The organism is Pseudomonas sp. B16(2017) (genome assembly GCF_002113205.1).
Taxonomy (GTDB): domain Bacteria; phylum Pseudomonadota; class Gammaproteobacteria; order Pseudomonadales; family Pseudomonadaceae; genus Aquipseudomonas; species Aquipseudomonas pharyngis.
On record NZ_NEKA01000008.1, the window covers coordinates 159,105 to 182,373 of the forward strand.

The 23,269-nt window shown below is 58.4% G+C and carries 21 protein-coding genes; 11 read left to right on the forward strand and 10 right to left on the reverse strand.

From position 1 onward, the window contains the following. Positions 1-67: 67 nt before the first annotated feature. From CAG25_RS15965 to CAG25_RS15990, 7 genes are read right to left on the reverse strand one after another with little or no spacing between them, the layout of a single operon-like run. Complete coding sequence (locus CAG25_RS15965; RefSeq protein ID WP_085612180.1) at positions 68-1,327, reverse strand: hypothetical protein; 1,260 nt, start codon at positions 1,325-1,327, stop codon at positions 68-70. Further along, complete coding sequence (locus CAG25_RS28410; protein WP_143492943.1) at positions 1,308-1,802, reverse strand: hypothetical protein; 495 nt, start codon at positions 1,800-1,802, stop codon at positions 1,308-1,310. Before CAG25_RS28410 ends, CAG25_RS15965 begins: the two co-directional genes overlap by 20 nt. Before the next feature lie 27 nt (positions 1,803-1,829). Continuing rightward, positions 1,830-2,210, reverse strand: a complete 381-nt coding sequence (locus tag CAG25_RS15970; RefSeq protein WP_085612181.1) for a GtrA family protein — start codon at positions 2,208-2,210, stop codon at positions 1,830-1,832. Positions 2,211-2,225: 15 nt separating this feature from the next. Beyond that, positions 2,226-3,173 carry an aldo/keto reductase gene (locus CAG25_RS15975; protein ID WP_085612182.1) on the reverse strand — a complete coding sequence of 316 codons (948 nt, stop codon included), beginning with the start codon at positions 3,171-3,173 and terminating at the stop codon, positions 2,226-2,228. Beyond that, positions 3,170-3,907 carry a glycosyltransferase gene (locus tag CAG25_RS15980; RefSeq protein ID WP_085612183.1) on the reverse strand — a complete coding sequence of 246 codons (738 nt, stop codon included), beginning with the start codon at positions 3,905-3,907 and terminating at the stop codon, positions 3,170-3,172. Before CAG25_RS15980 ends, CAG25_RS15975 begins: the two co-directional genes overlap by 4 nt. Beyond that, on the reverse strand, positions 3,904-5,061 hold the full coding sequence (locus CAG25_RS15985; RefSeq protein WP_085612184.1) for an FAD-binding oxidoreductase: 1,158 nt from the start codon (positions 5,059-5,061) through the stop codon (positions 3,904-3,906). The genes CAG25_RS15980 and CAG25_RS15985 overlap by 4 nt, the downstream gene beginning before the upstream one ends. Beyond that, positions 5,061-6,080, reverse strand: coding sequence for a glycosyltransferase (locus tag CAG25_RS15990; protein ID WP_085612185.1), 1,020 nt, complete (start codon positions 6,078-6,080; stop codon positions 5,061-5,063). Before CAG25_RS15990 ends, CAG25_RS15985 begins: the two co-directional genes overlap by 1 nt. A 321-nt stretch (positions 6,081-6,401) precedes the next feature. On the opposite strand from CAG25_RS15990, the gene CAG25_RS15995 reads away from it, so the two are divergent. The 5 genes from CAG25_RS15995 to fabF all read left to right on the forward strand — a co-directional run bounded on the left by CAG25_RS15995 (position 6,402) and on the right by fabF (position 12,270). After that, positions 6,402-7,439, forward strand: a complete 1,038-nt coding sequence (locus tag CAG25_RS15995) for a glycosyltransferase family 4 protein (protein WP_085612259.1) — start codon at positions 6,402-6,404, stop codon at positions 7,437-7,439. Between the two features lie 80 nt (positions 7,440-7,519). Continuing rightward, a complete protein-coding gene (locus tag CAG25_RS16000) occupies positions 7,520-9,514 on the forward strand; it encodes a nucleoside-diphosphate sugar epimerase/dehydratase (RefSeq protein ID WP_085612186.1) in 1,995 nt (664 codons plus the stop codon). A 110-nt stretch (positions 9,515-9,624) separates the two neighbouring features. Then, entirely contained in the window at positions 9,625-9,960 is a 336-nt protein-coding gene (locus CAG25_RS16005) for a ComEA family DNA-binding protein (protein ID WP_085612187.1), read from the forward strand. Positions 9,961-10,174: 214 nt separating this feature from the next. Next, entirely contained in the window at positions 10,175-10,969 is a 795-nt protein-coding gene (locus tag CAG25_RS16010) for an SDR family oxidoreductase (protein WP_085612188.1), read from the forward strand. A gap of 26 nt (positions 10,970-10,995) precedes the next feature. Next, a complete protein-coding gene (fabF, locus tag CAG25_RS16015) occupies positions 10,996-12,270 on the forward strand; it encodes a beta-ketoacyl-ACP synthase II (RefSeq protein WP_085612189.1) in 1,275 nt (424 codons plus the stop codon). Here fabF and CAG25_RS16020 read toward each other — a convergent pair. Further along, complete coding sequence (locus tag CAG25_RS16020) at positions 12,267-12,824, reverse strand: TetR/AcrR family transcriptional regulator (protein WP_085612190.1); 558 nt, start codon at positions 12,822-12,824, stop codon at positions 12,267-12,269. The genes fabF and CAG25_RS16020 overlap by 4 nt on opposite strands. Before the next feature lie 175 nt (positions 12,825-12,999). On the opposite strand from CAG25_RS16020, the gene CAG25_RS16025 reads away from it, so the two are divergent. Further along, on the forward strand, positions 13,000-13,851 hold the full coding sequence (locus CAG25_RS16025) for a DUF1989 domain-containing protein (RefSeq protein ID WP_085612191.1): 852 nt from the start codon (positions 13,000-13,002) through the stop codon (positions 13,849-13,851). Positions 13,852-13,895: 44 nt separating this feature from the next. Here the strand turns inward: CAG25_RS16025 and CAG25_RS16030 are convergent, their stop codons facing one another. Both CAG25_RS16030 and eat read right to left on the reverse strand, forming a co-directional pair. Beyond that, positions 13,896-14,063, reverse strand: a complete 168-nt coding sequence (locus tag CAG25_RS16030; protein ID WP_007950938.1) for a DUF2897 family protein — start codon at positions 14,061-14,063, stop codon at positions 13,896-13,898. A 119-nt stretch (positions 14,064-14,182) separates the two neighbouring features. Next, the gene (gene eat, locus CAG25_RS16035; RefSeq protein ID WP_039770512.1) at positions 14,183-15,547 is read right to left on the reverse strand and encodes an ethanolamine permease; all 1,365 of its coding nucleotides are present in this window, start codon (positions 15,545-15,547) and stop codon (positions 14,183-14,185) included. A 431-nt stretch (positions 15,548-15,978) separates the two neighbouring features. Between eat and kdpF the strand changes: the two genes are divergently transcribed. From kdpF to CAG25_RS16060, 5 genes are all read left to right on the forward strand, one after another. Then, positions 15,979-16,068: a K(+)-transporting ATPase subunit F gene (kdpF, locus tag CAG25_RS16040; RefSeq protein ID WP_007950940.1), complete on the forward strand. Its 90-nt coding sequence runs from the start codon at positions 15,979-15,981 to the stop codon at positions 16,066-16,068. 8 nt (positions 16,069-16,076) lie between these two features. Continuing rightward, the gene (kdpA, locus tag CAG25_RS16045; RefSeq protein ID WP_085612192.1) at positions 16,077-17,771 is read left to right on the forward strand and encodes a potassium-transporting ATPase subunit KdpA; all 1,695 of its coding nucleotides are present in this window, start codon (positions 16,077-16,079) and stop codon (positions 17,769-17,771) included. A gap of 10 nt (positions 17,772-17,781) precedes the next feature. Further along, positions 17,782-19,839: a potassium-transporting ATPase subunit KdpB gene (gene kdpB / locus CAG25_RS16050; RefSeq protein WP_085612193.1), complete on the forward strand. Its 2,058-nt coding sequence runs from the start codon at positions 17,782-17,784 to the stop codon at positions 19,837-19,839. A gap of 57 nt (positions 19,840-19,896) precedes the next feature. Then, positions 19,897-20,442 (forward strand): potassium-transporting ATPase subunit KdpC, encoded by a 546-nt coding sequence (gene kdpC, locus CAG25_RS16055; RefSeq protein WP_085612260.1) that lies wholly within the window; start codon positions 19,897-19,899, stop codon positions 20,440-20,442. A gap of 128 nt (positions 20,443-20,570) precedes the next feature. Beyond that, the gene (locus tag CAG25_RS16060; protein ID WP_085612194.1) at positions 20,571-23,222 is read left to right on the forward strand and encodes a sensor histidine kinase KdpD; all 2,652 of its coding nucleotides are present in this window, start codon (positions 20,571-20,573) and stop codon (positions 23,220-23,222) included. Positions 23,223-23,269 lie beyond the last annotated feature (47 nt).

A 23,269-nucleotide genomic window follows, 5' to 3' on the forward strand; every position in this document is an offset into this window, starting at 1 on the left:
TATCCCTTTATATGTACCGAACACCTGTTAATCAAGTGTTCGGTACATGAAACTCTTGATCAAGGGGTTATTTCGAAGGGGTAGGCAGCACGCAATGACTGCGCTGATCAATGAGTTCTTTAATGAGCAGGCAAATCAACATTAGGCTTATCATGTCACCTGCCAATAGAACCCTGTAGCCCGATTCATATGCTGTCGGAGAAAGACCTACCAGAGTCGTAACTGCGGTATGCAGGAGCAGGAAGAAAGTGGCGAGATAGAAGCTCGCGTCATTTTCTAACAGTTGTTTCATGATGTAGATCATGCTGACAAGGGAAAGAATACTAAGCGTGTAGGACAAAAAGTACTCCAGGCCGAGTCCTGTGCTTGCGTAGCGCAGGGAGTAATACTCATTTGTTCCTATGTTGAAGATGTTAGAAAAAATACTTCCTTGGAATACTCCGATCGCCATCAATACAAAGGCAATTTTTTTGAATTTGAATTGTTTTTGAAAGGCAAGCATCGTTATTAGTATTCCGATCGCTTTTGGGTATAGATTTCTTGTGTCGGTGTAGTGGGCGTTGAAAACATCAAAGCCAGTCGAGATTTTCTTTATTATATTGTAGTCATTGAATTCTGGCATGTAGCGCAATTCGGAGACGAGGCGCAGGTAGTTCCCTGGGGCGGTGATAAGAAACGCAAATCCAATGGCAACGATTACCAGTAGTGTGCTTCTATATGCTAATGAACTCTTTTTGTCCCATAATAAAGAAACGGTAAACAGTGCGAGTGTTGATATGCCGGCCTGCTCGGACTGTGATGCGATCAGTGCGAGAGGAATGGCGAGAAATTTCTCGGGGGTAGAGAATAACGAGGGGCGCATGAATGTTGCGCATACAAAAACTGCTGCTGAAATCGGCAGCAAGTAGTTATAAAATCCGGTCACGTAATATATGGTGGTGTCGAGGATGTTGTGGCCTGTTAACAGCATTAAAGCCATGCAGATCGGAATGCCATAGCGGAAGTCGATTGTCTTGGAAAAGAAAACTCTCCAGGTGGCGTAGATGCTAAGTAGCAATAAAGTAGGTATTGCCAGTTTCCAGAACGCAGAATAGGCGATCGTGGTGTACATGACTGCTTCAATAACGATCCTACCCGTCCAGACGTTGTAGCGCCTGGCTAAATAGTGGAGCGGTGATTCGCCTGATGTGGCAACTGATAGAAAAGTTACATCGTCGGAAAAAGGTTTAAGTTCCAGAGTTAGAAAGAAGTACAAGTAGAACAAGGCAATAAATAACACAAAGGCCAGTGTCTTTTGGGTGTTGGAATCAATTTGCTGTGCAGACATTTTCGCCTCCGTAGTGAATTAAGCCCTTCGAGTCTTCAATGAAGATTTTTACTTTTTCACCATACCGCTGGCTCAGGTTGCGCCCTATTGCTGATGCGTAAAAACCGTGCAAGTGGAAATCACTGTGAATTTTTAGAAAGTCACTGACATCTTTTCTTTGCAGGCGCCGTGTTGTCAGTTTTATAGAGCCGCCTGGCCCGGTGGCAAATAGGTGGATTTTTGTCGCGCTGTCAGGCCGGTCCAATAGTGCCCAGCCATTTACAGTTATCCAGTATTTTCCAGTTGTGCACTGATCAAAGTTAACCTTCAGAGCGGGAATATAATTTTCTTCTGGTGGGAGTGGTGCAGGGATAGTTGTGTTGTTGGCAATAAAAAAAATAACACCAACTGCCATGGAGAGCAGAAGAGCTAAGCCATAACTAAGCGGTGAGAACAAGGCGTTTGTGACGCGCTTGTTGATGGGGGTGGTCGGCACTTGTTGTGTCCTTGTGTAGTGTCTTTTTTAATCGATATCTGTTTTTTTGTTGAATACAAATTTTTTGTTCAGAGCGTAAAAGCTGATGGTGTAAGAAATCATGGCAAATACTTGCGCGATTTTCGGATCCAGGCCCGCCAGGCGATACCCGGAGATCAACACCAGCTGGTTGATTCCAAAAGCAATGCCGAAAGCAACAATGAACTTCGGTATCGTGCTTCGATCAGTGGTGGATTGGTTGAACACAAAAGTCTTGTTGAGGATGAACGCGGCTATCAAGGCAATGACATAGCCAATGGCGTTCGCATAGGAAGGGTTCATGTCCAGCAATGTGACAAGTAGCAGGAAAACGCCATAGCCGATGGCCGTATTGGCGACGCCTGCAAATATGAATTTGAGCGGTTGCATTGTCAGCGAGTCTTCCTAGTCGGACGGTAATTCTTCGAACAGTCGAGTGAAGACTTTCTGCCCTGTACTTGTGTCTGCTTGTGCTTGCAGCGATTTCCAATAGTTGAGGGTATTGTCCAATTGGTCGGTGTTTCTGGGGCCAATGACGATCCCGGACAGCGACGGGTTTACAAAGGAAGCGGCGAGGGCCAGTTCGTTGAGCGTTGTGGGTCTTGGTTCGAATGCGTGCGGCTCGTTGAGGAAGTCGACGAGCTTCTGTGTAAACGCCTGAGGAATATTGATGTTGCGCAATTCCATCGAACTGTTTGTCTTGGCCGCTTCGGTCTTCAGGCCGCCAAGATTGATACCGTAGGCCAGATACTTCGCATCGGGAAACCAGGCTTCGTAGGCTGCGCGAGCAGCATGGGTCTTGAGGTTCTCTTTGACCTGAATGGCCCACTTGCGAGAGAGCGACGGATCGGCCTTGTAATAAAGCTCGGGATGTCTGATACCCGAAAGACCGATACCGAGACCCTGCTGTTCAAGTCTGGACATGGCCTCGACGGTATCTGCAATGGTCGCGCCGTCGATGTCGTCCTCTGCGCGATTGTCCCAGTGGATCGAAACGCAGGAAAGTGCCGAACCAAATTGACTGTGCAGGGTACTCGATGCGCGATCTATATCATCCGGGCTCAGACTGACTTCAGGCGAGCCCATATTGTCCTTCGAGCCGATTTTGACAGTCAGTGCGAGTTTGGAGCTGGTGTTTTGCCTGACCCAGTCAGCAATCCAGCGAACAGCGAGACCGAAGTCCTCCTGACGCTTGTTGATAGGGTAGTTCGTCGCGGTGTCGACCATTGTTCCGCCGCTGAGCAAAAACTGCTCAAGCAACTCATATGCCTGGGCACGTTCAATACCCCAGCCCCAGAGGGCGGTACCCAATATCAACTGTTTATGGTCTGGCGAAAGACTCGAGTTCTTCATGCTTCACGCTTTGAGTTGTTCAGGCGTTGGCGCAGGGAAAACATCGCTTTGAGGTACTCGATGGTCAGTTTGAGCACTTTCACCTTCGAGTTCGGATCATCAGTCCAGGTGACCGGCAAGTCCATCACGCGGTATTTCAAGTGTTCCCCGGTGATCAGCAACTCGGTTGCAAAAAACCATCCGTCACTGTTGGCGCCTGTCTGCATCAAAGGGGCGAGAACACTGCGCTGGAGAAATTTGAACCCGCACATCCCATCGCTGAATGACGTTCGGAAAATCAGTTTGACGATGAGGTTAAAGCCAAAGCTGGTAACGTTTCTGAGGGGTTTGCGTCCGATGACCTTGGCGCCTTTGGCCAGGCGCGAGCCAGTCACAATATCTGCCTTGTTGGCTTTCAGCGCTTCGAGCGCCGGGCGCAGGTGGCTCAAGTCGGTGGCCAGGTCGAGATCCATGTAGCCGACGATGTCGGCGCTCGATTGTGTCCAGGACGCTTTTAGCGCACGACCGACTCCGCGCTGTTCAAGGCGCAGGTAGCGAACGTCGGACAGGCTTTTTTGCAGCTCCAGAGCAATTTCTTGAGTTCGGTCGGTGGATCCATTATCCGCGAGGACAATGCGGATGATGCCGATATCGCTCAGGTTGGTTTGAATATAATCGTGGGTTTTACGAACCTGTTCCGCGAGCGTTGACTCTTCGTTCAGGACCGGAATAGTAATTTCAATCAGCGAATTCATTGTGCTTGCTCGGAAGAGGTGGTTTGCGTGCCGGACAGGTTTTCAGTCTCGAGCTTTTCCAGCACGTCATAAATATTGTCAATCTTGCCACCCAGGATGGAATAACAGCCCGGGAGGGTTTCGTGTTTCTCGAACAAAATAGGTCGGCCGTCGTCGCCTTCATTTTTGCTGAGAATGGTTTTGACCTCGAAGAGTGAGTCGACGTATTCGGAGCCCAGTACTGAAGGCAAGTAGCGCCCAATATCGCGAATCATCCGATCCACGCGTGTATCCCTTTGATAGGTGTCCAGCTTTTGGTAGGGATTTGTATTAGGGTCGTCGGCCCAATGCAGGTGGGGCGTGTAGCGAACATGCGAAACCGTATGCAAGCCACGAGCTGGAAAGGGCATAACGGAAAAGAACGGTCCATCCATTACGGTGATACCCAGATCGCTGAGTGCTGGCGGCATTCGCATGAGCGCCATTTCGGTAATTTCCTGTTTCAACGCAGTGCGAGTGCCAGGAAAGTCGCCGCCAAACTGGTTCAGACCACTGTAGGTGCAGTTGAAGACGTATCGAGCGCTGATCTGTTCCCGATCTTTGCCGTCGGGGGCCAGGGTAATGTTCAGCGATTGGTTCGGGCTGTTGGCAATGGCCACGGCCTGGGTATTCAGGCGAATGCGCACACCGCTCTCCTGCAGTTCACGTATTGCCCATCTCGCCAGTTGAGTCGAGTCGAATGCGTACTCTTCAACCAGAAAAACCTCTTCGATCAGCCTTGGCTCGAATAGTGATCGAAGCGCAGGGCTGGCCAGCTCGATTTTTGCCCCAATTTCCCTGTAAAAGCGTTCGAACTGGTTGGCAGTAACCTTCGAATTGCGTCGTGCGATTGCATACAGCTTGGTGAAGTCCTGTTTTACGGCTTCAGGCCAGTCTTGAACGAATTTCGGAAGGTTGACCCGGCTGCGGTATGCCGTGGTGAAACTGCGCGGGTAGTGGTAGCCATTGTGTACGCGAGCCTGATTGTTATAAGAGGCCCGGCTCAACAGCGAAGATTCACGCTCGATAAGCATGACCTGTTTCATGCCGCGTTGTCTGGCAAGGTAAACCGCGATCGCTGCGCCGTAGAACCCCCCTCCTACAACGACCGCATCCTGCATATTAGTCGTCGACATCACGCCACTCGGCCTGAGGAGGATTGAGGCGTCTCGGGCGATGCGACCTCTTCGATATTCAGTTTTTCCCGGCGGGTTATGCGCGCGCTGGTGAACTCCTGGGCAATATGATAGAGCGGACCTTCATTGGTCAGGCTGGTCATGTGCAGGATGTATTCGCCCAGTACCAGGAGCACCAGCGAAATCAGGAAAAACATGCCGGATTGTTGTAAGGAGAGACTGATCCAGCCCGGTGCAATGTCTGTTTTGAGAAAGCCGCTGGCGACCACATAGAAGCTGTAAATGAGATTCGCGACTGCGCCAAACAGCGAAAGGGAAGTAACCAGCCGCATGGGCGCCCGAGTGGTCGACACCAACAGGAGCATGCCCCGATCAATACTTTCGCGCAGACGTTTCTTCTGTGTTACTCGAGGGCTGGAACTGTAGTTCAGATTGGCACGGGCAAAACCGCCTGTCGCCGGGAGGTGGCGATAGGTTACCGAAGGTTGAGGGTGCTGCAGGATGAAATTGATGACGCGCTTGCTGAGCACCCGATATTGCGGGGCCTCGGTGGCAAGATGTATGCCGTTGAACGATTTGTATACTTTGTTGAAGACCGAATAGGCGACTTCGTAAGCGAGACTTTGTGCGGGTTTCTGTTTGTTCTTGGCGAAAACCACGTCGGCGCCGCTGACTGCCTTGTCGAGCATCTCAGGCAAGAAAGCGATGTCATCGACTAGCGGATCGATCACTGCGACGAAATCGCCCAGAGCGTTTTCCAGGCCAGCCCACGATGCGGTATCGGCATCGACTTCTTTGGTCAGTGCATAGACTTGCAAGTTGGGCAGACCGTTTTCGCCGGTCAGGCTTTTTAGTATCGATATGCTGTCGTCATCCGAAGCGTTATCGACAACAATAAGTTCATAGTCGCTAACGAGCGTGGACATCCGTTCAACTGCGTCTGCCAGGATACTTCCAATATGGTTAGATTGGTTGCGCACTACAAAGACAACCGAAAGAAATACCGGAAAAAATACCATTTACAGTCCCTCGAGACGTCAGCCATCGGCTGTCGTCCATCATTTCGAAAAAAAGCCCGTAATCTTAATCTGCAAGGTAGGTCGCGTCATCCTTTTCATTCATGGCCTTTTGCACGAAAACTTGCAAAATACAGCCCATCCGCCACTCACGACGATTGCTGTCGGCCATCCGAGGTGCAATCCGTCGTGTATCCTTAGCCGTTTTGGTGCACCGGGCGCGGCCTGCCGCCGTCTCCCCTCATTTGCCAGCTCACTTGTTTTCTCAAAGAGAGCGTGGGGCATCACGTGTGACACGTTTTACCTTTTGGAGTGATGTACTCGATGATTTTCTGGTGGCTCATACCTGCTATCTGCGGCCTTTCGTTTGCATTGACTGCCGGCCTTCGCCGATATGCGTTGGCCCGCAGCATGCTCGACGTGCCGAATGATCGCAGCTCTCACGCCGTTCCCACTCCGCGTGGCGGTGGGGTATCGATCGTCGTGACCTTTTTGTCTGGCCTGGTGGCAATATGGTCAGCAGGGTTGATCGATTCCGGCTTTTTTCTGGGCGCTGCCGGTGCGGGCGCCTTGGTGGCTGTGATCGGATTCATGGATGATCATGGCCATATTGCGGCTCGCTGGCGTCTGCTCGGCCATTTTGCTGCGGCGACCTGGGTGTTGTGGTGGACCGGCGGACTGGCACCGGTGGAAGTGTTTGGTATGACCTTGGATCCGGGCTGGGTCAGCAATGTCTTCGCACTTTTTTATCTGGTATGGATGTTGAACCTTTACAATTTCATGGACGGAATCGACGGCCTGGCCAGCGTCGAGGCAATCAGTGTCTGTGGTTCAGCCTGCCTTCTCTATTGGATCACCGGTCATGAGGGCTTTATCTGGGCACCATTGCTGTTGGCAATGTCGGTCCTGGGGTTTCTGGTCTGGAATTTTCCACCGGCAAAAATTTTTATGGGTGATGCCGGAAGCGGATTTCTGGGAGTCATTTTGGGGGTCCTTGCATTACAGGCGGCATCGCTCAACCCGGATCTCTTGTGGGCATGGCTGATCCTGCCGGGCGTGTTTATCGTCGATGCGACGTTTACGTTGCTCAGGCGTTTGCTGCGAGGCGAGAAGGTGTATGAAGCTCATCGAAGTCATGCCTACCAGTACGCCTCGCGGGTTTATGGAAGGCATTTGCCGGTGACTATTGCCGTGGCGTTGATCAATGTGCTGTGGCTACTGCCGGTTGCCATCGCCGTGGTAGTGACGGGGCTGGATGGAGCGACAGGCCTGATAATTGCCTATGTGCCATTGCTGGTTCTGGCGGTGAAGTTTCATGCGGGTGAGTATGAAGTCAAAACTGTGCGGGGCAAGGATCGTTAGACAAAATCCGTCTGGCCTCTAATTATTACGTACAATGAAGGCGGATTAAGTAGGCCAACGTGCCTGGTCGGTTGAGGTTTATGGATAAATTACGCGCCTTTTTGTTAGGTTTGCCACGCAGGCAAAAACGACTGATTCAAGTTGCCACAGATGTGTTTCTGGTCTGGGGGTCTCTTTGGCTTGCGTTCATCGTCCGGCTCGGCATCGACGATATGTACAACCCGCTTAAAGTACATTTCTGGTTGTTCGTCAGTGCCCCGATCGTTGCAATCCCGCTTTTCATTCGCTTCGGAATGTACCGTGCAGTCATGCGTTACTTCGGTAACGATGCGCTGATCGCGATCGTCAAGGCCGTCAGTCTTTCATCGCTGATCCTGGCGCTGGTGGTTTATTGGTACAGCAACCACGAGGCCGTGGTTCCCCGCTCCATCATTTTCAACTATTGGTGGCTCAGTCTCGTCATCATAGGCGGTTTGCGCCTGTGCATGCGCCAATACTTCATGGGCGACTGGTTTACCGCAGCCCAGCACGTGCCCTTCACCAACCGCGACGACGGGCTGACCAAAGTGGCAGTGTACGGTGCCGGCGTGGCGGGCAATCAACTGGTTGCGGCACTGCGCATGGGCCGGGTGCTGCGTCCCGTGGCGTTCATCGATGATGATCCGGGTATCTCGGACCGCTCGATTTCCGGGCTGCAGGTCTACAAGCCCAAACATATCCAGCAAATGATCGACGTGACCGGTGCCCAGGAAATTCTTCTGGCACTGCCTTCCTCGACTCGTGCCCGTCGTCGGGAAATTCTCAACCTGCTGGAAGGTTTTCCGCTGCACGTTCGCAGCGTTCCCAACTTTACTGACCTGGCCAGTGGCCGGGTAAAAGTCGAAGACATTCAAGAAGTCGATATTGCCGACCTGCTGGGGCGTGACTCAGTGCCGGCTCAGCCGGATTTGCTCGAACGCTGCATCAAGGGCAAGACGGTGATGGTCACCGGCGCAGGGGGATCCATCGGTTCTGAACTGTGCCGGCAGATATTTTCGTTGCAGCCGACGACGCTTCTGCTGTTCGAACATAGCGAATTCAACCTCTACAGCATTCTCTCGGAGCTCGAGCAGCGTGGCAGTCGTGAGTCGACGCCCGTTCGTTTGCTGCCAATTCTCGGCTCGATCCGCCATCAGGACAAACTGCTGGATGTGATGAAAACCTGGAAGGTCGACACCGTTTACCACGCGGCGGCCTACAAGCATGTGCCGATGGTCGAGCACAATATCGCCGAAGGCGTGTTGAATAACGTGATCGGTACGCTCAATACGGCACAGGCGGCGTTGCAGTCGGGCGTTTCGAATTTCGTGCTGATCTCGACCGACAAGGCCGTTCGTCCGACCAACGTCATGGGCAGTACCAAGCGTCTGGCGGAGCTCACGCTTCAGGCATTGAGTCGAGAAGTTGCGCCAGTGTTGTTCGGCGACAAGGCCAACGTTTCACGCGTCAACAAAACCCGCTTCACCATGGTCCGCTTCGGCAACGTACTGGGCTCGTCCGGTTCGGTGATCCCACTGTTTCACAGTCAAATCAAGTCCGGCGGCCCTCTGACGGTCACCCACCCGAAAATCACCCGCTACTTCATGACGATCCCGGAAGCCGCCCAACTGGTGATTCAGGCGGGCTCCATGGGGCAGGGCGGCGATGTGTTCGTGCTGGATATGGGCGAGCCGGTAAGAATCGTGGAACTGGCCGAGAAAATGATTCATTTGTCCGGTTTGAGCATACGTTCCGAACGCAATCCGCAGGGCGATATTTCCATCGAGTTCACGGGGTTGCGTCCCGGTGAAAAGCTCTATGAAGAACTGCTGATTGGCGACAATGTTGCCGCGACGCCGCATCCGATGATCATGACGGCCAATGAGGACCACTTGCCTTGGGATGTTCTTAAATCCCGGTTGGGAGAGCTGCTCGCTGCTGTCGATGCAGATGATTACTCCCGAGTCCGCCAACTCCTGCGCGAAACCGTCAGTGGTTATACCCCCGACGGCGAGATCGTCGACTGGATTTATCAGCAGCGCCGTCTCGAACCCTGATTGTTTCACATCCTGTAACGGACGCATTTTTGACTTGTCCCGATCATCGCCTAAGTTTGGAGAGCAGCTTCGGAAAAGCTGCTTTCTCAATTGATGAAGGAGCGTCACTTATGCGTACCGGATATTTCTACTCCCTGATTTTTGCCCTGCTGACCAGCGCCTCTATTGCTGCCATTGCTGCGCCTCTGGGTTCTTCAGAAGCGAACAAGGCACCCGTGGTGATGGACGCGTCAGCCACTTCTGAAAATCAGAAGGTCGATCTGAACGGTGCCGACGCGGCCACTCTGCAAAAGGAATTGGCAGGCGTGGGCGAGGCCAAGGCGAAAGCGATTGTTGCTTATCGTGAAACAAACGGGCCGTTTGCGTCCGTGGATGAGCTGCTGGAAGTGAAGGGGATCGGCAAGGCGATCCTGGATCGCAATCGCGACAAGCTGGAAGTGAACTAAGCTGATTGTTCAACGCCAAGGGGCCGGTCATTGACCGGCCCTTTTTGCTTCCAGGTTGAGCACAGCACAGGAGGGCGACAGCCTTTCCGTCGGGAAATGGAAAATTATGGCTATCATATTGTCTTGAGATTATGCCTATAATAATTTCAGTCGCCACTGAAGCGTTCTGCTTTTTAGCGGTCGTTCATTCCTAACGCATCCCAGGAGTATCGTCATGAATTCACCGAAATCCCAAGGCACGGCGCTGGTCACGGGCGCTTCTTCCGGCATCGGTGCCGTGTATGCCGAGCGATTGGCGGCGCGTGGTTTCGATCTGCTGCTGGTCGCTCGTGACAAGGCGCGTCTGGAATCGGCTGCGAGCAAACTGCGAGACGTCCATGGCGTTCAGGTTGAAGTGCTCAAGGCCGATCTGACGCAGAAGGAGGAAGTGATCAAGCTTGAGCAGCGTCTGCGCAGCGATTCCAGTATCAGCCTGCTGGTCAACAATGCGGGAGTAGCGGTCAACGGATTGCTGGCCAACGCCGACCCGGACGAGCTGGAGAAACTGATTCAGTTGAACGTCACGACGCTCACCCGACTGGCCTCGGCCGCTGCCGCGGCATTCACCAACGCCGGGCGTGGCACGATCATCAACATTGCATCCGTGGTCGCCTTGTTCCCCGAGCGCTTCAACGCCACCTACAGCGCCAGCAAGGCTTACGTGTTGAGCCTCTCCCAAACGCTGAATGCGGAACTCGAAGGCACAGGTGTCAAGGTGCAAGCGGTTCTGCCTGGAGTGACGCGCACCGAAATCTGGGAGCGTTCGGGTCTGGATGCCACCAATATTCCGGCGGAAATGGTCATGGAAGCGGGCGAGATGGTCGATGCCGCGCTGTCCGGTCTGGATCAGGGCGAGCTCGTCACGATTCCTTCGCTGCCCTATGCCGGGGAATGGCAAGCCTTCGTCGCTGCCCGTCATGTGATGGCGCCCAACCTGTCCCACAGCTCGGCAGCCAGTCGTTACAAGTAAATCAAGTCGAGAGAGGTCAACCCGATATGGATCAGCGTCGAGTAGTTGTCACGGGTATGGGCCTGGTATCGCCCTTGGGAAGCGGCGTCGAAGTGGTCTGGCAGCGCTTGCTGGCCGGGCGTTCGGGATTGCGAAACTTGCCGGAAGCGGTGATTGCCGATCTACCGACCCGGGTTGGCGGTGCGGTGCCGACGATGGAGGAGGACGCCGAAGCGGGTTTCGATCCTGACCGTGCCACGCCGCCCAAAGAACAGAAGAAAATGGATCGTTTCATTCTGTTCGCGATGGAGGCTGCACGGCAGGCGCTTGAACAGGCCGGCTGGCACCCGACCGAATCCGGCGCTCAGGAACGCACCGCCACGATCATCGGCTCCGGTGTCGGCGGCTTCGGCGCTATCGCCGATGCGGTACGCACCACCGACAGCCGTGGTCCGCGACGGTTGTCGCCGTTCACCATTCCCTCGTTTCTGGTCAATCTCGCCGCAGGGCATGTCTCGATCCAGCACGGTCTCAAGGGCCCGCTCGGTGCGCCGGTCACCGCGTGTGCCGCCGGGGTGCAGGCGATCGGTGATGCGGCCCGGCTGATTCGTGCCGGTGAGGCCGACATCGCGGTGTGCGGCGGTGCGGAAGCCTGCATCGATCGCGTCAGTCTTGCCGGTTTTGCGGCAGCGCGGGCTTTGTCCAGTGGCTACAACGACACGCCTGAGCGCGCCTCGCGTCCGTTCGACAGCGGACGTGACGGTTTCGTGATGGGCGAGGGCGCCGGTCTGCTGGTGATCGAGTCGCTGGAGCACGCACTGGCGCGCGGCGCACAGCCGCTGGCCGAACTGGTCGGTTATGGCACCAGCGCCGACGCCTATCACCTGACCGCCGGGCCGGAAGACGGCAGCGGTGCACGGCGGGCGATGACAGTGGCGCTGGCCCAGGCCGGTATAGCGCCGGATCAGGTGCAGCATCTGAATGCGCATGCGACCTCGACACCGGTGGGCGACCTCGGTGAGCTGGCGGCGATCAAGTCGGTTTTTGGCGCACAAAACTCAATTGCCGTGACCTCGACCAAATCCGCGACGGGGCATTTGCTCGGTGCGGCGGGAGGTCTGGAAGCGATCTTCACGCTGTTGGCGATCCGCGATCAGATCGTTCCGCCCACCCTTAATCTGGAAAATCCCGATCCGGCAAGCGAAGGCGTAGACATCGTCCACGGTCAGGCGCGGTCGATGCCGATCGAGTATGCGTTGTCCAACGGGTTCGGTTTCGGCGGGGTCAATGCCAGCGTGCTGTTCAAGCGCTGGCAGGCTTAGTCTTCGGAGCGTTTGAGGTGTTCGCGGGTGACGTCGAGGATTTGCTGCGCAAATTCAGGATCCGCGACACTGCGTGACAGCAGGAGCGCCCCGGCCAGTGTCGCCATGATGACGATGCTGCGCTCGGCGGCGTTCTCGCCTTCAAGGGTGCCTTCGATCTGGTCCAGGCGAGCCTTGAGCACTTCATCGCTGGTCGGGCTCGGCTGGCCGCGCAATCCCAACTCCGATGAAATGGTCAGCAGCGGGCAGCCTTCATGCGGCGTGGTCTGGTGCCATTCGGACAGGTAGGTGTCGATGAACAGCTCAAGCGGGTTTTCCTGGGCGAAGATCTCCGCACACAAGCCAGCCACTTGATCTCCGGCCGCTTGCAGGGCTTTTTCAACGAGTTCGTCCTTGGACTTGAAGTGCGAGTAGAAACCGCCGTGCGTCAGGCCCAGCGCTTTCATCAATGGCTGCAGTCCGGTCGCACCGATGCCGTCCTTGCGAAAACGCTCGGAAGCTTCCTTGATAATGCGCTGATGGGTCTGGGCTTTATGATCCTGCGAGTAACGCATTTAAACTCTCCGCAACAAGATCGCCATCTTAACCAATGGGAATTGGATGGTGACTGTACTTCTACTTCTAAAAAAACGCCCGGTCACTCCGACATGTTCGTAACAGCCATCAACGGTTGGCACGGATAGTGGTTGCAGCTTGCAAAGTTGCCATCACTTGAGGAGCAGGAGAATCATGTACAAAGACTACCCGGCCGCCTATCAGGTCAGCAAAGGCTCGGCGTTGCAGGTCGATACACCTTTCTACGAACGGATTCGCGACCGCAAGGACGGGCGCACGCTGATCGAGCAATTCGAGGTGCCGATCCGCACCGGCCGCGCCTGGCACGTGCCGGCGGGGCATGTGTTTCGCGTCACCACACCGGTCGGGCCCCAGGTGGGCGATTTCAATGTGTGGAACGCACACGATCCGCGCGAACGGATGTGGGCGGCGCGCACCCGGCAATTGCAGGGCGCGCATGTCAGCACCCACGATCGCCTCTGGTCGAACCTGCCTTTCCTGCGACCTCTGGTGACCATCACCGATGACAGCCTGGCCGACTATGGCATCGACGAGCACGGCGGGCGCCTGCACGATTTGCTCGGCACGCGCTGCGATCCCTATGTGAACAAAATGCTCACCGGCGAGGATTTCCATCATCACTGCCATTCCAATCTGACTCGCGCCGTACTTCCGCATGGCCTGACCGAGTTCGATGTGCATGACGTGCTGAACATCTTCCAGTGCACCGGCCTGAATCACGATGACCTGTATTTCATGAAGGCCTGCCCGGCGCAGAAGGGCGATTACCTGGAGTTCTTCGCCGAAATCGACTTGCTGTGCGCGTTGTCGACCTGTCCGGGTGGTGACTTGTCTTTGGCGATGTGGGGGCCGGATGCGCAGGATCCGCTGACCGTGTGCCGCCCGCTCGGGGTGGAAATCTATCGTCTGGACGATGCGCTGCTCGAAGGCTGGAGCCAGCCGGAACGTGCGGCGTACAAAGGCCTGCATGGCTTGCACATCGCCAAGGCCGACTGGGAAAAATAATCGCGACAAAAAACAAACCCCGCCGATTCAGGCGGGGTTTTCGTTCAGCGGTCCTGCGCGTCCTTGATGTCCGCTTCGGCGTTGCGTTCAGCGACGCGCTTGCGTTGTTCATCGGTCAGTTCGACCTTGTTGGCGGTGTCACGCAACATCATCAGACCGCCGACGATCGAGCCGATTGCAACGACCAGAATCAACCAGGCATACCAGGGCATAACGGCTCTCCTTAAAGGCAGGTCGACGGGCGAGGGTTTCGCCGTGCAACGCTGCATACCACTTTGAGCGAAGTGCATTCGCAGTGGTTCCATTCTAGGCCGGTTATGCCCTTCGCGGTTTACAGTCCGGTGAGCATGGCGTCTGCCGGGGCGTTGGCGCGCAACTGGCCGGTCAACAGGAAGTAGCCGAAACCGACCGCCATGAAGCCGAGGAAGATCAGCCCGATCAGCGCATTGAACCAGGCCATCGCCACCAGGCACACCACGGCCAGCGCCAATGCAATCAGCGGAATCAGCGGATAGCACGGCGCACGGAAGGTGCGCTCCAGATTCGGTTCGGATTTACGCAGTTTGAACAGGCTGAGCATGCTCATGATGTACATCACGATCGCACCGAACACCGCCATGGTGATCATCGCGGCAGTGAGGGTCATGCCGCCGAGGTTGATCAGGCCGTCGCTGTAGATCGCCGCGATGCCAATCACGCCGCCGGCGATGATCGCCCGGTGCGGGGTCTGGAAGCGCGACAGTTTCGCCAGCGAGGCGGGCAGATAACCGGCGCGGGCGAGGGCGAAGAACTGCCGCGAGTAGCCAAGGATGATGCCGTGGAAACTCGCCACCAGCCCGAACAGACCGATCCACACCAGCATGTGCAGCCAGCCGGAGTTGTCGCCGACCACCGCTTTCATTGCCTGAGGCAGCGGGTCGTTGATGTTCGACAGGGTGCGCCAGTCGCCGACGCCGCCGGCAAAGAACATCACGCCCATCGCCAGCAACACCAACGTCAGAATGCCGCTGATGTAGGCCTTGGGAATCGTGCGTTTCGGGTCCTTGGCTTCTTCGGCCGCCATGGCTGCGCCTTCGATGGCGAGGAAAAACCAGATCGCAAACGGAATTGCCGCGAACATCCCGGCAATCGCCGGAGCACCGAAGATGTCCGAGCCGGCCCAGCCATTGAGCGCAAAGTTGCTGAAACTGAACGCCGGGGCGACCACGCCCATGAACACCAATAGCTCGGCGACGGCCAGGACGCAGACGATCAACTCGAAGGTCGCGGCCAGTTTCACCCCGAGAATATTCAGACCCATGAAGACGATGTACGCGCCGACCGCCGCGTGTTTCGGATCGAGCGCCGGAAACTGCACGTTCAGGTACGCGCCAATCGCCAAGGCAATCGCCGGCGGGGCGAAGACGAATTCGATCAGCGTCGCCAGTCCGGCGATCAATCCGCCTTTTTCACCGAAGGCGCGGCGACTGTAGGCAAACGGCCCGCCCGCGTGGGGGATCGCCGTGGTCAGTTCGGTGAAGCTGAAGATGAAACAGGTGTACATGGTCGCGACCATGAACGAAGTCACCAGGAAACCCAGGGTTCCCGCTACGCCCCAGCCATAACTCCAGCCGAAATACTCCCCGGAAATCACCAGCCCCACCGCAATGCCCCACAGGTGCAAGGTGCCCAGCGTGGGTTTGAGTTGTGTGTTCATGCGTTTGCTCCCTGAACGGTTTGGAAAGCTCGGGGAAGGGCGTGTGCAGTGGCCGTGCCATTTTGTATTGGCGGGTCGTAATAGGCTGAAAGCTGTCGTATCGGGGATGTTCGCGGCGCAATGCCCACAAAATTGTGCGCCAGTTGGGTGCGATGTTGTTTGTGCTGCCGTCTTCGCGGGCAAGCCCGCTCCCACATTCTGAAATGCGCTCGTCCAAACAACGCATACCCCTGTGAGAGCGGGCTTGGTCCGGGCGGCGATCCGACGAAGAGTCCCGCCCGCACGACGCAAAACTCTGTTGTAACGCCCGCGTAAACCCACTCTTTACGCTTTCTTTATGCCCCGCCCACACCCTCGCTCTCGTTCCTTTACAGCCTCCTTTCCGACAATGCCTCCACACGCGGCAATACGCCGTAACACGGAGATCTTCCATGAGCGTTCTGGACGGGGTGTCACTGCTGCTGGCAGTGGGGCTGTTCATTTATCTGTTGGTTGCGCTGTTGCGCGCGGATCGGACTTAGGAGTGGCTATGCACAGTTATGACTATTGGCTGATCCTCGCATTCTTCGCGGTGGTCTTGCTGCCGGCGCCGTTCCTCGGGCGCTTCTACTACAAGGTGATGGAGGGCCAGCGCACCTGGCTGACGCCGATTCTCGGCCCGGTCGAGCGCGGCTGTTATCGCATCGCCGGGGTCAATCCGCAGGACGAACAGAGCTGGCAGAAGTACACGCTGGCGCTGCTGGCGTTCAACCTTGCCGGTTTCCTGCTGCTGTTCGCGATCCTGCTGTTTCAGGATCACCTGCCGCTGAACCCGCAAAACCTGCCGGGCCAGGAGTGGACACTCGCGTTCAACACCGCCGTCAGTTTCATGACCAACACCAACTGGCAGGCCTACAGCGGCGAAGCGTCGCTCAGCTACCTGAGCCAGATGGTCGGCCTCACCGTGCAGAACTTCGTCAGCGCCGCCACCGGCCTCGCTGTACTGGTTGCGCTGTGCCGTGGCATCGGGCGCAAGTCCACCAAAACCCTCGGCAACTTCTGGGTAGACATGACCCGCGCCACCCTCTACGGCTTGCTGCCGCTGTGCCTGCTGCTGGCGCTGTACCTGGTGTGGCAGGGCGTGCCGCAAACCTTCGCCCAATATGTGAATGCAGTGACGATGCAGGGCGTTGATCAGGTGATCCCGCTCGGCCCGGCCGCCAGCCAGATTGCGATCAAGCAACTGGGCACCAATGGCGGTGGTTTCTTCGGCGTCAACTCGGCGCATCCGTTCGAGAACCCGACAGCGTGGAGCAACCTGTTCGAAGTCGCGTCGATCATTCTGATCCCGGTCGCGCTGGTGTTCACCTTCGGCCATTACGTGAAGGATCTGCGTCAGAGCCGCGCCATCATCGGCTGCATGCTCGCGCTGTTCATCATCGGCGGCGCCACTTCGCTGTGGGCCGAATATCAGCCGAACCCGGCGCTGAACAACGTCGCCGTCGAACAAGCCGCCCCGCTGGAAGGCAAGGAAGCGCGCTTCGGCACCACTGCCACTGTTCTTTGGTCGGTGACCACCACCGCGGCGTCGAACGGTTCGGTCAACGGCATGCATGACAGCCTCAACCCGCTCAGCGGCATGGTCGCGCTGGTGAACATGATGGTCGGCGAAGTGATCTTCGGCGGCGTCGGCGCGGGGCTCTACGGCATGTTGCTGAACGTGCTGATCGCGGTGTTCCTCGCCGGCCTGATGATCGGCCGCACCCCGGAATACCTCGGCAAGAAACTCCAGGCCCGTGAAGTGCAACTGCTGGTCGTCACCCTGCTGGTCATGCCGGTCGGCGTGCTGGTGCTGGGCGCGATTGCCGCAAGCCTGCCGGGCCCGGTGGCGGCGGTGAGCAACCCCGGCCCGCACGGTTTCAGTCAGTTGCTCTACGCCTACACCTCGGCCAGTGCCAACAACGGTTCGGCGTTCGGCGGCTTCGGCGCCAACACCGCGTTCCACAACCTGATGCTCGGCCTGGGCATGCTGATCGGCCGCTTCGGTTACATCCTCCCGGTACTGGCCCTGGCCGGCAGCCTGGCGATGAAGAAAACCGCACCGATCGGCCAGAACAGCTTCCCGACCCACGGCCCGCTGTTCGTGACCCTGTTGACCGTGACCATTTTGCTGGTGGGCGGCCTGACCTTTTTGCCGACCCTCGCACTGGGCCCAATCGCCGAACATCTGAGCATGGGCTTCTAAGGAGTCAATGATGAATATGCCCGCAATCAAACCCGCCGCCGTCAAGGCGCCGGAACAAGCGAAAACCGCGATCAGCGCCCTTTGGCGTCCGGCGCTGGTGCAAGCGTTCGTCAAGCTCGACCCGCGCCAGTTGCAGCGCTCGCCGGTGATGCTGGTGGTCGAACTGACGGCGATCCTGACCACCGTGCTGTGCTTCATTCCCGACAGCAGCGTGCCGACTTTCGTCGCCGCACAAATTGCGCTGTGGCTGTGGTTCACCGTGCTGTTCGCCAACTTCGCCGAAGCGCTCGCCGAAGGTCGCGGCAAGGCCCGCGCCGACAGCCTCAAGGCTGGCAGCGAAGGCCTCAGCGCCCGACGCAAACTGGCCAACGGCAGCTTCCAGGTCGTGCCGGCCACCAGCCTGCGCAAAGGTGATGTGGTGCGCGTCGAAGCCGGGGAAATGATCCCGGGTGACGGCGAGGTCATCGAAGGTATTGCGGCGGTCAACGAAGCCGCGATCACCGGTGAATCGGCTCCGGTGATCCGTGAGTCCGGCGGCGACCGTTCCGCCGTCACCGGCAACACCCGGCTGGTGTCCGACTGGCTGCTGGTGAAGATCACTGCCAACCCCGGTGAATCGACCCTCGACCGCATGATCGCGCTGGTCGAAGGCGCCAAACGCCAGAAGACCCCGAACGAAGTGGCGCTGGACATCCTGCTGATCGGCCTGACCCTGATCTTTCTGCTGGTGGTCGTGACCCTGCAACCGTTCGCCCACTTCGCCAACGGCAGCCTGCCGCTGGTGTTCCTGGTGGCGTTATTGGTCACGCTGATTCCGACCACCATCGGCGGTCTGCTGTCGGCCATCGGTATCGCCGGGATGGATCGTCTGGTGCGCCTGAACGTGATCGCCAAGTCCGGTCGTGCGGTGGAAGCGGCGGGTGACGTGCATGTGTTGCTGCTGGACAAGACCGGCACCATCACTTTCGGCAACCGTCGTTGCAGCGCGGTGTATGCGGCGCCGGGTGTGAATGCCCGTGAGCTGGCCGAAGGCGCGCTATTCGCCTCGCTGGCCGACGAAACTGCCGAAGGCAAGTCCATCGTCGAGTACCTGCGCGGCACCAATCCACAGCCGGAACCTTCGCCGGAAACCCTGACCGCCGTACCGTTCAGCGCGGAAACCCGCTTGTCCGGTGTTGACTACCAGGGCCGTGTATTCCGCAAGGGCGCGGTGGATTCGCTGCTGGCCTTCCTCGGTCAACAGCGCAAGGATCTGGCCCCGGCGCTGTCCCGGGAAATCGACAAGATCGCCCAGAGTGGCGGTACCCCGTTGCTGGTCTGCGCCGACGGCAAACTGCTCGGGGCGATCCACCTGAAAGACGTGGTCAAGCCGGGTATCCGCGAGCGTTTCGCCGAGCTGCGCAAGCTGGGAATTCGCACGGTGATGGTCACCGGCGACAACCCGCTGACTGCTGCCGCGATTGCTGCTGAAGCAGGCGTCGACGACGTGCTGGCCGAAGCGACACCTGAGAAGAAACTGGCGCGCATCCGTCACGAGCAGAACGACGGTCGGCTGGTCGCGATGTGCGGCGATGGCGCCAACGACGCACCGGCGCTGGCCCAGGCTGACGTCGGCATGGCGATGAACGACGGCACGCAAGCGGCGCGCGAAGCGGCCAACATGGTCGACCTCGACAGCGACCCGACCAAGCTGCTGGACGTGGTGCAGATCGGCAAGGAATTGCTGGTGACTCGCGGCGCGCTGACGACTTTTTCCATCGCCAACGACGTGGCCAAGTACTTCGCGATCCTGCCGGCGCTGTTTGCCGCGATCTACCCGCAATTGGGCGTGCTGAACATCATGCACTTGAGCAGTCCGCAGAGCGCGATTCTGTCGGCCATTGTGTTCAACGCCCTGATCATCGTTGTGCTGATTCCCTTGGCCCTGCGCGGTGTGCGGGTGCAGGCGGCGAGTGCGGCGGCGTTGCTGCGGCGCAATTTGCTGATCTATGGTCTGGGCGGGATTCTGGTGCCGTTCGTGGGGATCAAGGCGATCGACATGCTGTTGACGGCGTTGCATCTGGTTTGAACCTGAGCAGCGGTGTGCCGGGCACACCGCTTCAAGCACGAATTCGAGGATTTTGAAATGTCCACAATGATACGTCCGGCCCTGAGCCTGCTGGTGCTGATGACCCTGGTCACCGGCGTTGCCTATCCACTGGTGGTGACTGGCGTTGCCCAGGTCGCCTTCCCCGAGCAGGCCAACGGCAGCCTGGTGCACGACGCCGAGGGCAAGGTGCGCGGCTCGTCCCTGATCGCTCAGGATTTTGTCGGCGATGCCTGGTTCCATCCGCGTCCTTCGGCTGGTGCCTTTGCCACCGTGTCGAGCAGCGCGAGCAACCTGTCACCAAGCAATCCGGCACTGGCCACTCGGGTGATTGACGACGCCAACAAGCTGCAGGTGCCCGGCCAGGGCCCGGTGCCGCTGGCGCTGTTGACCACCTCCGGCAGCGGTCTCGATCCGCACTTGCCACCGCAGGCGATTGCCTATCAACTGACGCGTGTTGCGGCCGCGCGCAATGTGCCGGTGGCGACCTTGCAGCAACTGCTCGACGCGCACATCGAACAGCCGTTGGTGGGCCCGCCGGTAGTGAATGTGCTGGCGCTGAACATGGCGCTGGAAAAGCTCTGAATCGGTGGCGCGGCCAATCGCTGGCAAGCCAGCTCCCACAGGAGCACGCATTCCCCATGTGGGAGCTGGCTTGCCAGCGATGACGGCAGTCCAGGCAATACACAAACTTCAGGAAGAGAGCTTCAAGCATGAGTGACTCCGGCCGCGCCGACGCGCTGTTAGCAGACTTGCCCCGCGACGGACGCGGCCGGCTCAAGGTTTTCCTCGGCGCCGCGCCGGGCGTGGGCAAGACCTACGCGATGTTGCAGGCGGCCCACAGCCAATTGCGCCAGGGCGTGAAAGTCATCGCCGGGGTGGTCGAAACCCACGGCCGTGCCGAAACCGAAGCGCTGCTCGGGGGCTTGCCGCAACTGCCGCTGGTGCGCTCGGAATATCGCGGCGTGACGCTTGAAGAAATGGACCTCGACGGCCTGCTCGCCGCCAAACCGAAACTGGTGCTGGTCGACGAGCTCGCCCACAGCAACGCCCCCGGCAGTCGTCACGCCAAACGCTGGCAGGACATTCAGGAACTGCTCGCCGCCGGCATCGACGTCTACACCACGGTCAACGTCCAGCACCTGGAAAGTCTCAACGATCAGGTGCGCGGCATCACTGGTGTGCAGGTACGCGAAACCCTGCCGGACTGGGTGTTGCAGGAAGCCTACGAACTGCTGCTGATCGACCTGCCGCCCCGCGAACTGCTCGAGCGCTTGCGCGAAGGCAAGGTCTACGTGCCGGAGCAGGCACGCGCCGCGATCGATGCATTTTTTACCCAGACCAACCTCACCGCGCTGCGCGAACTGGCGATGCAGACCGCTGCCGCGCAAGTCGATAACGATCTCGCTCAGGGCTATCGTCAGCTTGGCCAGGCCGCGCCAGCGGTGCGCGGGCGCTTGCTGGTCGGCGTCGATGGCGATGCCCAGGCCGAACGGCTGGTGCGTCACGCCAGTCGCGTCGCCCAGCGTCGGCATTTGCCGTGGAGTCTGGTGCACGTCGACAACGGCAGCGTGCGTGACGAGCAATCGCGCCTGCGCCTGCAAAGCGCCCAGCAACTGGCCGAACGCCTCGGCGGCGACGTGGTGCTGCTGCGGGCCGGCGAGGTGGCGAAAACCCTGATCCAGCATGCGGCGGAACGGCGGGCGAGTCTGGTGCTGGTGGGCCAGTCGCGGCCGCGTCTGCGCAGGCGTTTGTTCGGTGGCGGGCTGGCGGCACGTTTGCTGCGTCAGGCCCATGGTCTGGAAATCAATGTGCTGGACAGTGATCAGGAGCAGCATCAGCCGCGCCCGCGTGTCGAGCCGACGCTGGTGTGGTTCGACTACGCGCTGGCGCTGGTCGCGACGCTGTTGGCCAGTGCACTGGCGTGGGCGGTGTCCAGCGTGCTGCCGTTGCCGAATATCTCGCTGGTGTTTCTTGCGGCAGTGCTTCTGGTGGCGGTGCGCAGCAGTCTCGGCCCGGCGCTGGCCTGTGCGGCGTTGTCGTTTCTGACGTATGACTTTCTGTTCATCCCGCCGAATTTCTCGTTCAGCATCCAGCGCGAAGAAGACGTGCTGACCTTGCTGTTCTTCCTGCTGATGGCGGCGCTCACCGGCAACCTGGCAGCCCGTCAGCGGCGGCAATTGCAGGCGCTGCGCGATACCCAGGAAGAAACCACTGAACTGCTCGACCTGTCGCGCAAACTCACCGCCGCCACCGACCGTCAGGCCGTGGTCAGCGCCGCTGCCCAGCACCTCAATGGCTGGAGCGATCTGCAGCTGTGCCTGCTTAATCGCGACGGGCAGGGCGGCTGGAAAGTCGAAACCGGCGGGCCGCTGCAATTCACTGAATCCGAGCGCGCCGCCGCCGACTGGGCCTGGCAACACGATCAACCGGCGGGTATGGGCACCGGCACCTTGCCGTTCGGGCGCTGGTGGTGGTGGCCGCTGTCGGTGGAAGACGGACCGCTGGCGCTGCTCGGTGTGTGTGCCAAAGAGGGCCAAACCCTGAGCGGTCAGCGTCGTCGTTTGTTGACCGCATTGAGTCAGCCGCTGGCGCAGGCACTGGCCCGGGCGCAACTGGCCGATGACCTGGAAGCCGCGCGCCTGCACGGCGAAACCGAACAACTGCGCAGCGCCTTGCTGGCCTCGGTGTCCCACGATCTGCGCACGCCGCTGACCTCGATGCGCGGCAGCATCGACAGCCTGCTGGCGCTCGGCGAAGCGATCCCGCTGGAGGATCGCCGCGAGCTGCTGGAAGGCACCCGCGATGAAGCCGAGCGCCTCGACCGCTACATCCAGAACCTGCTGGACATGACCCGTCTCGGCCACGGCGCCCTGAAGCTGGCGCGGGACTGGGTGTCGCCGGCGGACATCGTCGGCAGTGCGCTCAATCGTCTGCGGGCGGTGCTGTCGTCGTTGCAAGTGAGCACCGATGTACCGGCCGAGTTGCCGCTGCTGTACGTGCATGCCGCGTTGATCGAGCAGGCACTGGTGAACGTGCTGGAAAACGCCGCCCGATTCTCGCCGTCCCACGGTCGTCTGCAATTGCGCGCCGGTGCGGATGACAGCGAAGTGTTTTTCTCGGTCAGCGACGAAGGGCCGGGGATTCCGGTGGATGAGCGGGCGAAGATTTTCGACATGTTTTACACCGCTGCCCGAGGTGATCGTGGTGGTCAGGGCACCGGCCTTGGGTTGGCGATCTGTCAGGGCATGGTCGGCGCCCATGGCGGGCGGATCAGTGTCGGCGACGGCATCGACGGGCGCGGCACTTGCATCACCCTGCACCTGCCGTTGCAGACGCAACCGGGGATGGACGGTGAAGCCTGATCCGCGCTGCGCTACTCTCTTGCCACTCTTTTGTGTTGATGTGAATT

Bases quoted from the DNA above. Each gene is read 5' to 3' on its own strand.
- CAG25_RS15970 (WP_085612181.1), bottom strand. From the start codon at position 2,210: ATGCAACCGCTCAAATTCATATTTGCAGGCGTCGCCAATACGGCCATC.
- CAG25_RS15985 (WP_085612184.1), bottom strand. From the start codon at position 5,061: ATGTCGACGACTAATATGCAGGATGCGGTCGTTGTAGGAGGGGGGTTC.
- eat (WP_039770512.1), bottom strand. From the start codon at position 15,547: ATGAACACACAACTCAAACCCACGCTGGGCACCTTGCACCTGTGGGGC.
- CAG25_RS16010 (WP_085612188.1), top strand. From the start codon at position 10,175: ATGAATTCACCGAAATCCCAAGGCACGGCGCTGGTCACGGGCGCTTCT.
- CAG25_RS16030 (WP_007950938.1), bottom strand. From the start codon at position 14,063: ATGCCCTGGTATGCCTGGTTGATTCTGGTCGTTGCAATCGGCTCGATC.
- CAG25_RS15975 (WP_085612182.1), bottom strand. From the start codon at position 3,173: ATGAAGAACTCGAGTCTTTCGCCAGACCATAAACAGTTGATATTGGGT.
- CAG25_RS15990 (WP_085612185.1), bottom strand. From the start codon at position 6,080: ATGGTATTTTTTCCGGTATTTCTTTCGGTTGTCTTTGTAGTGCGCAAC.
- CAG25_RS16060 (WP_085612194.1), top strand. From the start codon at position 20,571: ATGAGTGACTCCGGCCGCGCCGACGCGCTGTTAGCAGACTTGCCCCGC.
- kdpB (WP_085612193.1), top strand. From the start codon at position 17,782: ATGAATATGCCCGCAATCAAACCCGCCGCCGTCAAGGCGCCGGAACAA.
- fabF (WP_085612189.1), top strand. From the start codon at position 10,996: ATGGATCAGCGTCGAGTAGTTGTCACGGGTATGGGCCTGGTATCGCCC.
- CAG25_RS16025 (WP_085612191.1), top strand. From the start codon at position 13,000: ATGTACAAAGACTACCCGGCCGCCTATCAGGTCAGCAAAGGCTCGGCG.
- CAG25_RS15980 (WP_085612183.1), bottom strand. From the start codon at position 3,907: ATGAATTCGCTGATTGAAATTACTATTCCGGTCCTGAACGAAGAGTCA.
- CAG25_RS16000 (WP_085612186.1), top strand. From the start codon at position 7,520: ATGGATAAATTACGCGCCTTTTTGTTAGGTTTGCCACGCAGGCAAAAA.
- CAG25_RS15965 (WP_085612180.1), bottom strand. From the start codon at position 1,327: ATGTCTGCACAGCAAATTGATTCCAACACCCAAAAGACACTGGCCTTT.
- kdpA (WP_085612192.1), top strand. From the start codon at position 16,077: ATGCACAGTTATGACTATTGGCTGATCCTCGCATTCTTCGCGGTGGTC.
- CAG25_RS16005 (WP_085612187.1), top strand. From the start codon at position 9,625: ATGCGTACCGGATATTTCTACTCCCTGATTTTTGCCCTGCTGACCAGC.
- kdpF (WP_007950940.1), top strand. From the start codon at position 15,979: ATGAGCGTTCTGGACGGGGTGTCACTGCTGCTGGCAGTGGGGCTGTTC.
- kdpC (WP_085612260.1), top strand. From the start codon at position 19,897: ATGTCCACAATGATACGTCCGGCCCTGAGCCTGCTGGTGCTGATGACC.
- CAG25_RS16020 (WP_085612190.1), bottom strand. From the start codon at position 12,824: ATGCGTTACTCGCAGGATCATAAAGCCCAGACCCATCAGCGCATTATC.
- CAG25_RS15995 (WP_085612259.1), top strand. From the start codon at position 6,402: ATGATTTTCTGGTGGCTCATACCTGCTATCTGCGGCCTTTCGTTTGCA.